The organism is Sphingobacteriales bacterium (assembly GCA_012517435.1).
Classification (GTDB): domain Bacteria; phylum Bacteroidota; class Bacteroidia; order CAILMK01; family JAAYUY01; genus JAAYUY01.
On sequence record JAAYUY010000244.1, the window covers coordinates 19,604 to 28,870 of the forward strand.

The window sequence follows — 9,267 nt, forward strand, 5'->3', positions numbered from 1 at the left end:
TTAAAAATTAAAATATGAGCTCTCTGATTTATCTTGACAATTCAGCAACAACATTTCCCAAACCGGATGTTGTGTATGATTTTATGGTCTCTTTTTACAGAAAACATGGGGTCAATCCAGGGCGTTCAGGCTTTGATGCTGCCCTCGAAACGGAAGAAGTGGTTTTTAATACCCGTAAAATGCTGACATCACTTTTTAATGGGACAGATCCTAACCGACTGACTTTCAGCTACAATGCCACTGATTCGCTGAATATTGTAATTCAGGGACTGGCAGAGCCGGGATGCCATGTGGTAACAACCATGCTGGAACATAATTCAGTTTTGCGTCCTTTATACCACCTTTCTCAGGACAGGCAGGTGGAAGTTACCCATGTAGCCTTCGATAATCATGGTTATGTTGATCCGGACGACATCAGAAAAGCCATTAAAAGAAATACAAAATTTGTGGTGGTAAACCACTGTTCCAATGTTATCGGCACCATACAGCCCCTGGCCGAAATTGGGAGAGTATGCAAGGAAGCAGGAGTTATTTTCGTGGTGGATGGAAGTCAGGGCGCAGGTGCAGTGCCTGTGGACATGCAGAAAATGGGGATTGATGTGTATGTGTTTACCGGCCACAAATGCCTGATGGGACCAACCGGAATAGGCGGATCGTATGTGATGGAAGGAGTTGAAATAGGGCAGACCAGATTTGGCGGAACAGGCGTCCGTTCGGCACAGAAGACCCATCTCGCTGAGTATCCTTACCGGCTCGAAGCCGGAACACTTAATTTACTGGGCGTAGCTGGTTTGAATGCAGGTGTAAAATGGATTACAGAACAGGGAATTGAAAACCTGCACAGCCATGAAATGAATCTCTGGTCAAGACTTGTCAACGGGGTCAGGGAGATAGAAAATGTAGTGGTTTATTGTGCAGATAGTCCTGAAAATCATAATCCTGTGTTAAGCTTAAATATTAAAGGATTTGATTCGGGTGATGTGGGAACCATGCTGGATGTGGATTACAATATTGCTTGTCGTACAGGATTGCAGTGTGCTCCGCTTGTACACGAAGGTATTGGAACCGACAAAATTCATGGAACTGTGAGGTTAAGCATAGGCCCTTTTAATACTGAAGAGCATATTGATGCTGCCATTGAAGCCATCAGGGATATTGCTTCCATTAAAAGGTAATATTTGCAAGCCGTTTTTGCTCTGAAAAAAACTCATTAATTATTTCATTCACAATTTCACCGGAAGGCTTAATATCATTGATAATGGCCGAGACCTGGCCGATTTCCCATTCTCCTTCATCCGGATTGCCTTCAAACATCCCCAGTTTAGCGCGCCCATGACCAAGTTTTTCTTTCAGCTCTTCCACACTGGCTCCTCTTTTCTGCATTTCTTCAATTTCAAAAAAGAATTTGTTTTTGATCAGCCTGACCGGGACTATCTGTTTGAGTGTGAGTTGGGTACTGCCGTCTGTGGTCTGAAGTACTGCATTTTTAAAAGCCTCATGAGCAGAAGACTCGACAGAAGCCACGAATCTGCTTCCTATCTGAACGCCTTCAGCCCCCAAAGCAAAAGCTGCCAGCATTTGTTTGCCGTTGGCAATACCTCCTGCTGCAATTAACGGAATATCAATAAGTTGTCTTATTTGAGGTATTAAAACAATCGTAGTGGTTTCTTCTATGCCATTATGACCACCTGCTTCAAAACCCTCGGCAACAACCGCATCTACTCCTGCTTCCTGGCATTTCAGGGCAAATTTGCTGTTGGCTACTACATGTACTACTTTTATTCCATGATCATGAAGAAAGGAAGTCCATTTTTTAGGGTTTCCTGCTGATGTAAATACGATTTTTACCCCTTCTTCAACTATGATCTGAATATGTTCATCTGTTTGCGGATACAATAGAGGAACATTAACCCCAAAAGGCTTATCTGTGGCATTTTTGCATTTTCTGATGTGTTCACGTAAAACATCAGGGTACATTGACCCGGAACCGATGAGTCCAAGTCCTCCTGCATTCGACACTGCACTTGCCAGTTCCCATCCGCTGCACCAGATCATCCCTGCCTGAATAAGCGGATATTTTATCTGAAATAATTCACACACCCGATTCATACAATTTATTTTTTTTGCAAAAATAAAGAAACATAGCGGCAGACAAGCTAATTTTGTCTTTCTTAATAAAATGGGCGTGAAGTTCGTAATTCTGATTTTTTCCATTTTTCTTTTTCACAATGCTGTTGCCCAATACTTTGTGTCACCTGCGGGAAATGATCAGGCAAAGGGAAGCATCAATCAGCCTTTTAAAACGATTCAGAGAGCTGTTAACATCATGAAACCCGGAGACACCTGTTTTATCAGGGAAGGCGTTTACAGGGAGACTATTAGAATTCAGACTTCAGGAACAGCAGCCAAACCAGTTGTAATAACAGCTTTTAAGAACGAAAAAGTGGTCATCACCGGAACAGATGTGCTTGTTAACTGGCAGGAATATGCACCAAATATTTATTATTCTGTAACAAAAATACCTATACTTCAGCTTTCTGTCAATGGGAAACATGGGAGAGAAGCCTGCTATCCCGACATTAATCCTGATAATTATTTTGATTCCTCTTCATGGCTTCAGGTAGAAACTTTTCCGGATGGAACCGCAAAATTTCTGACGAAAGAATTTCCGGAAAACTACTGGAAAGGAGCTAAAATTATTGCAGTATGTTATTTCAGGTGGGTGTCACTTTATGGGGATATTGACTATAGCAACAAAGACTCCATGCATTGTCAGATACGCTCCGATAAATGGAATCAGGGAGGTTACCGAAAGTATATCGGAGAGGGTGTAGGGTATATAACCGCTCATATTCATGCCCTCGACAGTGAAAATGAATGGCTTTGGAAAGATGATACACTCTTTGTTTTTTCATTGACAGACATACGCCAGAAAACAGTGGAAGCGCAATATCGCCCTCTGGCTGTTCAGGCACAGGGGAAATCCTTTATTGTGCTGAAAAACATTGATTTTACCTATAGCAGTATTGACTTTGGTGCTGCCGGAAACTGCCTGATTGAAAACTGCAGATTTTCGAATATCTGTCCTTTTTTTACTGATTTTGAGAGTTTCCATCGCTTCCTCAAATCAAAGGATGATACGCTGAATTATGGAATCAGTCATTGGCCGGGAAAAGGTCTGAAAATATCAGGTTCAAACAATATAATCCGGAATTGTTCTATATCAGGAAGTTGGGGGGATGGAATCAGTTTAGGGGGAAATAATAACAGGATTGAAAACTGCCTGATAGAAGACTGTTGCCGGTCAGCTACCGATGCAGCCGGCATTGCCATGATTGGCAGAAAACATACTGTCATCAGATGCACGATCAGAAATTGCGGCAGAAGTGGCATTGTACACAACGATTGCAGAGATATTAAAATTCTTTACAATGATATTTATTATTGCGGCAGGCTCACGTGCGACAATGGAATGACCTATTGCTTCAGAACCAATGGTGGAAAAACGGAAATTGCCTACAACTGGCTGCATGATAATAAAGCAGTCATGCTTGGGGAAGGTGTTTACACCGACAACCATTCATCGGGGGTTTATATCCATCACAATGTCATCTGGAATTGTGCCGCGGGGATAAGAACCAACAAACCGGCTGAAAACATCTTTATTTACCACAACACTGTTTTCGATTGTCCGCTTACACAAGCTACTACGGGTTATATTGATTTTACTTCCATTAAAAATATGCCTGTTTTCAATAACCTTTCTGATAAAATCTGGAGTGAAGGGACTGAATTAAGCCACAACTTTAACTATTACGATTTCAGAAAGAATCAGCATGCAAAATATAAGTTTTTACTTCCTGAACAGTCACCTGCCATTGATTACGGAATTGTTTGGGAAGGACTTACCTTGAGTTTTAAGGGCAAAGCTCCCGATGCAGGTGCTTACGAATTTGGTGAGGAAATCTGGATTCCGGGTTCAAACCTTGCTGACTAATTACTGATATTCAATTCCTTAAGAATATTAGCCAGTAAGAGGTATTGTTCTTCGGAATTGTAAAGCTGAGGGGAAATCCTGATAAGCCTTTTGGGATGAGCCGGCCAGTAGGTAACAAATAGTTCTATCTGATAATTTTGAAACAAATTTTCCTGTAAATCATCAAATTGATTGAATTTAACCGGAATTGGAGATGTCGTGTCTTGAATTGGAATTGATGCAAGATTGGAAAGCATATTGTCAGGGCAGGGAAGGGGAATTTCTAAGGTGTCACAAATAATTTGCCTTCCTTTAATAGCCAATTCATGATTTGATTTCATGATAGCCGGCCAGCCTCCTTCCAGTAAATTTTTCATGTAATCTATTGAATCTCCGACACATAGATATGGAGTCGGGTCTTCGGTTCCCTGCCAGTAGAATCTTTCTTCAAATCTGTTTTGCTGAATAGCAGTCAGGCTGATGGTCAATGGAAAAACGTGTTGCTGACGGTCGGGTCTGACATACAGAAATGCAGAACCTTTTGGGGTGCAAAGCCATTTGTGGCAGTTTCCGGTATAATAGCTTGCCTGAAGTTCATTGAGGTTTAAGGGTACTGTGCCGGGAGCATGTGCCCCGTCAACCAGCACGTCAATTTTTCTTCTGTTAAACTCTCTGACTATTTGATGTATGGGGAAAAGCAGCCCGGTTGCAGAGCTGATGTGATCAATTAAAAGTAGTTTTGTTTTTACACTGGTTTCACGAAGCAAAAGTTCAGTTGTAATTTCTTCATTTTCAATAGGGAAGGGGATATTTACTTCTTTAACAAGCAATTTGTGTTTGTTACGGTAATAATTTACACTGTTCTTGCAGGCAGGGTAAATATGGTTGGTGATGAGAATTTCATCTCCCGCTTGCCATGGGTATGAATTCAATATGGTGTTCACTCCGGTAGTGGCATTGTGTACAAACACAATATTTTCATTATCAGCATTTAGGAATTCAGAAAGTTTCCTTTTGGAAAAGCTGTATAATTCAGGTAAATCCCGTGTTAAAAATTTGAGAGGTTGTTGCTCAAGTTGATTTCTGAACTCATTTTGAAGGCCGAGGATTTTTCGTAAACAGGCACCAAAGGAGCCATGATTTAAAAACAAAAAACTTGTATCAATATTCCAGTGTTGTACCAATCGGCTGTATGTCCCCTGATAATTTTTTTCATTTATCTGAAAATCATTCATTAAAGTAAAAGTTATTTCCTATTAGTTATCATATTTTTTCTTTATAAGCGCGCAGTATTGATACAAGCCGATCAGCAATGCTGATTTCATTGTAATTACGGCTGATCAATTGAAAAGCATTATTCTCAATAGTTTGATAATCAATACTATTTTTCTTGACATCCAGAATTTTGGAAGCCATGTCATCTGCTTCTGCCTTGCACAGTATGATATCTTTTCTGTCGGTAAATATCTCCCGTATGGCTGGAGAGTCTTTTGTCATTATGCACTTTTTCATAGCAGCATAATGAAATATTTTATTTGGAATGACACAGTTGCTTTTGAGGGATGTGCCGAAAATGCCAAGACAAAGGTCAAAACGGCTGATTGCCTGTGGTAACTGATGATGGGGTATCCATCCGTGAAAAATAACCTGATGAAGTTTTTTCTGCTTAACCAATTTTTTGATCTTCTCAAAACCATATCCGCTCCCGATCAGGTGAAAACGTATATCATCCTGATCTTTAAGCAAATTTGCCGTTTCGATTATTTTTTCAATCCCCTGAAGCGGAATGAAACTTCCGTAAAATCCAATATCAAAAGTGTTCTTATCTTCTTCATTTTTAATAGGTTGGAAAATGTCAGTATCCACTCCGATATAAACACAGTGAATGCTGCTTTCAGGTATTTTAAACTTTCTGGCATAATAAAGCCTGTTTTCTTCTGTTTCCGCAATAAGTATCTCGCAATGCCTGAAAGAAAGTAAGTCCTGCCAGAGTTTAACCGGAGCCTTCCACCAGTGTCCGTAGTCAACCACTTTAGAAAGGTACAGCGAAACCAGGGGATCAAATACGACAGGTGCCTTGGAGTATTTATGGATAAACCTGACATCCCGGTGACGAAAAGGAGGTATGTAGACAAAATCAGCCTCACTGGAAAGTGCTGTAAAATGCTGTGTATCAAAATTTTTTCTCGATTTGATAGGAAATTCAATAATATCAATCCCGTTCAACTTTTTAAGTCCGTTCAGCAATACGGATGTCCTGTTGTATGTGAAATCAGATTTTCCTGTAAAAATTATTTTCAAAATAACTGAGCTATTAATTTTATAAGGCAAAAGTAGGTATTTCATATTCAAAAGATTGACAAAGAAAGCTTGCTTTTCTTACAAAATGACTGAAAAACGGATAAACTTGCAGCCTGATAATGACAAACTGCCATTCTTAGTACAGGCATTCTAATTGTGAAGATGATATTCAAAAAAATAGATATGAGAGCTAAAGTAATTGATTCATTTTCAGAGCTTAAGAATGTACTTTCTGTTCATGACAAGGTTTACCTGCTTCTTTACAAATCAGGTTCAGAAGCCAGTGATTGTGCAAGAAAAAATCTTGAAAATGCAGTTGATAAGCAGGATAATCAAATGGTATTGATGGCTGATGTAAAGCAGGTTCAGGATATTCACGAAAAGTACGGGATAACCTCTGTCCCTGTTTTCCTTACTTTTGAAAAACAGGAATTGAAAAATATTGCAAAAGGTTGCAATACGGAGGGCTTCTACCACAATATTTTCAATCAAAATTATTCAGGAAGGACACAGGAGAGTGGGGAAAAAGCTCATCAGGTCATTGTGTATAGCACCCCAAGCTGTAGCTGGTGCAATACATTAAAGGCATATCTGAGGCAACAAAAAATAAGTTTCAGAGACATTGACGTTTCCAGAGATGAAAATGCAGCAAGAGAAATGGTCAGAAGAAGCGGACAGCAGGGAGTTCCGCAAACCTTGATTGACGGACAACTGGTCGTTGGATTCGACAAAAGTAAAATTAACAGATTATTAGGAATTAATGTTGAATAATTTTAAATAATAGATTATGAAAGAGTTACAGCCATTAGGACAGAATGTTTTACTGGATTTATCTGAAAATCTGGTGCCTGAAAAAACAGCCGGAGGAATCATTATTCCCGACACGGCAAAAGAAAAGCCGCTGTTTTCGAGAGTTGTCGCTATCGGAAATGTGGAAGATTGTGAAGTGAATACGGGCGATCTGGTCTTTTACAAACGTTTTTCAGGAACTGAAATAGAGTTTGAAGGGAAAAAATATTTGTCAGTTCCGTATTCAGAGTTACTGGCAAAAATCGTTGAAACTGAAGCAATTTAATTTCCTGATAGTTCTAAACTTCAAAGCCCTTTTAATTTAAAGGGCTTTTTTATTTTTGTGCAAAAAATAGCCGATGAAAAGCTTTAAATTTATCATGTTTTTGATTCTTAGTGCCACATTGACCCATGCTCAGGTATATTACGGACTTGATCTGAAAAAATTAAATAACTATTTGAAAAACATTGAGATAGATGAAGGATATACTTTTGATACCCTGACTTATTACAATGGCTTTTTGGGGACATTCAAAATGGATTACAACGAGATTATTCTTTCGATAAATTCCCTTGAAGAAGCCCTTCAGGTAAGGGGCAAAGACAAATTATCCGAAATAAAGGGTAAAAACAGGAATTACCTGTATTTCGAAAATGAGGTTATTAGTGTGATCTATTATGATGATGTTAAAAAAGGAGTTACGGCCTTTCTGACCTGTTATCTGAGCAGCAAGGAAAAGATGCTTCAAATGATGGAAAAATTAAACCCTGAAAAAATGTTGAATGAGGCCTGGCAAAAATGAAATTTTAAAAATCTGATTGTCAATTCTTAACAAAAGTAAGAATCTGGTTTTAAAAACCAGGAATTTTAAGTTTACCTAATAAAAATCCGAAGTGAATACATGCGTAAACACCATAAAAATCAAAGTCTCTTAGAAGATCATACCCCAGACCTAATTCCACAGAAGCTTCAAACCGGTGAAAATAATAACCACTTTCTAAACTGACGAGGTAGATATAACTATGATGATAACCTCTTTTATTTTCAAGATCAAAGTATTTTTTGATACTATTTGTCAAACGGGAAGTTACAAAAGCATAATGAAAAGCAAAAGAAACACCTGGTTCTGCAAAAACGCCACTACTATAAACATAGTCTTCAGGAAGTTCTGAATAAACATTATCGAAAAACCAGCCAAGGTTAAAACAAGGATGAATACCGAACATTTTTGTGTTTTTCCTGTACCAGCCTATTTTGAATTCATTCCATCCGTTAGCAGTCAGATCATCAGCAATTGTTAAACTAAATCTGATCCCGTTAAAACTTTTATGAGGTGATTGGGTATTTTTATAAGGATTTGTAAAGTAATATTTGTTGGTTATTTGGCTGCAGGCACCCGATGTAATCAAAGCAAGAATAAGAAAAATCAGGGTTATTTTTGTCATTATTAAATAAGTATGCTGATATTGTTCAGTAACAAAGTTAAGAAAATTAAGCCATTAACGTTTATTTTTATATGCCTGATTTCACTTTCAGAGGACTCAGAATAAATGAACTAATTTAATTAAATTCGATATTCATTATAAGATAATGAAGTTACCAATGAGAAAATTTAATTTAATTTTGCGGTTAAATGGTTTTTATGATACATCATCCTGTTGAGGTAAAAGCACTTGAAAATTATAAAATATGGCTAAAATATCCTGATAATAAAGAAGGAGTAATTGACCTTTCACATCTGATAGGTTCAGGAGTTTTTAAAGCCTGGGAAGATGAACTTTTCTTCAAAAAAGTATATATTGACCCTGAAACAGGGGCAGTTGCATGGAATGAAACAATTGAATTATGTCCGGAAACGCTTTATGAAAAGTTAATAAAACTTATGGATTCTTCTTTAAATGAACCAGATTCAGAGTATGCCTCAAATTAGCAGATTTTTCGGAATTATCATCTGTATGTATTTTGATAATCACTATCCTCCTCATTTTCATGCTATTTACAATGAATATGAAGCAGAAATTTCAATAACCAGCCTTGCAATTATCAAAGGTAACCTGCCAGCCCGTGTTCTCGGTCTGGTGATTGAATGGGCAACAAATAACAAAGATGAGCTTCTTTTAAACTGGCATCGTATTGAAAATAATATACCACCGGAAAAGATTAAACCTTTGGAATAGTTGTCATACAATTAAACTTGAAA

Annotated in this window: 11 protein-coding genes; 7 read left to right on the top strand and 4 right to left on the bottom strand. The window is 38.2% G+C overall.

Annotated elements, in window-relative coordinates; genetic code table 11:
- Window positions 1-14: 14 nt before the first annotated feature.
- Complete coding sequence (locus tag GX437_13355; protein NLJ08641.1) at window positions 15-1,175, top strand: aminotransferase class V-fold PLP-dependent enzyme; 1,161 nt, start codon at window positions 15-17, stop codon at window positions 1,173-1,175.
- On the opposite strand, the gene GX437_13360 is transcribed toward GX437_13355, so the two are convergent.
- Window positions 1,165-2,214: a nitronate monooxygenase gene (locus GX437_13360; GenBank protein NLJ08642.1), complete on the bottom strand. Its 1,050-nt coding sequence runs from the start codon at window positions 2,212-2,214 to the stop codon at window positions 1,165-1,167. The genes GX437_13355 and GX437_13360 overlap by 11 nt on opposite strands.
- Between GX437_13360 and GX437_13365 the strand changes: the two genes are divergently transcribed.
- On the top strand, window positions 2,186-3,997 hold the full coding sequence (locus GX437_13365; protein NLJ08643.1) for a DUF1565 domain-containing protein: 1,812 nt from the start codon (window positions 2,186-2,188) through the stop codon (window positions 3,995-3,997). The two genes, GX437_13360 and GX437_13365, sit on opposite strands and share 29 nt — an antisense overlap.
- Here GX437_13365 and GX437_13370 read toward each other — a convergent pair.
- Both GX437_13370 and GX437_13375 read right to left on the bottom strand, forming a co-directional pair.
- Window positions 3,994-5,211, bottom strand: coding sequence for an aminotransferase class V-fold PLP-dependent enzyme (locus GX437_13370; GenBank protein NLJ08644.1), 1,218 nt, complete (start codon window positions 5,209-5,211; stop codon window positions 3,994-3,996). The two genes, GX437_13365 and GX437_13370, sit on opposite strands and share 4 nt — an antisense overlap.
- Before the next feature lie 28 nt (window positions 5,212-5,239).
- The gene (locus tag GX437_13375) at window positions 5,240-6,277 is read right to left on the bottom strand and encodes a glycosyltransferase family 4 protein (protein NLJ08645.1); all 1,038 of its coding nucleotides are present in this window, start codon (window positions 6,275-6,277) and stop codon (window positions 5,240-5,242) included.
- 336 nt (window positions 6,278-6,613) lie between these two features.
- Between GX437_13375 and GX437_13380 the strand changes: the two genes are divergently transcribed.
- The 3 genes from GX437_13380 to GX437_13390 all read left to right on the top strand — a co-directional run bounded on the left by GX437_13380 (window position 6,614) and on the right by GX437_13390 (window position 7,869).
- Window positions 6,614-7,048, top strand: a complete 435-nt coding sequence (locus GX437_13380) for an NrdH-redoxin (GenBank protein NLJ08646.1) — start codon at window positions 6,614-6,616, stop codon at window positions 7,046-7,048.
- Window positions 7,049-7,064: 16 nt separating this feature from the next.
- Window positions 7,065-7,352 (top strand): co-chaperone GroES, encoded by a 288-nt coding sequence (locus GX437_13385; protein NLJ08647.1) that lies wholly within the window; start codon window positions 7,065-7,067, stop codon window positions 7,350-7,352.
- A gap of 73 nt (window positions 7,353-7,425) precedes the next feature.
- The gene (locus tag GX437_13390) at window positions 7,426-7,869 is read left to right on the top strand and encodes a hypothetical protein (protein NLJ08648.1); all 444 of its coding nucleotides are present in this window, start codon (window positions 7,426-7,428) and stop codon (window positions 7,867-7,869) included.
- 49 nt (window positions 7,870-7,918) lie between these two features.
- Here GX437_13390 and GX437_13395 read toward each other — a convergent pair whose 3' ends face one another.
- Window positions 7,919-8,512 carry a hypothetical protein gene (locus tag GX437_13395; GenBank protein ID NLJ08649.1) on the bottom strand — a complete coding sequence of 198 codons (594 nt, stop codon included), beginning with the start codon at window positions 8,510-8,512 and terminating at the stop codon, window positions 7,919-7,921.
- A gap of 200 nt (window positions 8,513-8,712) precedes the next feature.
- Here GX437_13395 and GX437_13400 point away from each other — a divergent pair, with 200 nt between their 5' ends.
- Both GX437_13400 and GX437_13405 read left to right on the top strand, forming a co-directional pair.
- A complete protein-coding gene (locus tag GX437_13400; GenBank protein NLJ08650.1) occupies window positions 8,713-8,997 on the top strand; it encodes a DUF2442 domain-containing protein in 285 nt (94 codons plus the stop codon).
- Window positions 8,984-9,244, top strand: coding sequence for a DUF4160 domain-containing protein (locus GX437_13405; GenBank protein ID NLJ08651.1), 261 nt, complete (start codon window positions 8,984-8,986; stop codon window positions 9,242-9,244). Before GX437_13400 ends, GX437_13405 begins: the two co-directional genes overlap by 14 nt.
- Window positions 9,245-9,267: the final 23 nt, after the last annotated feature.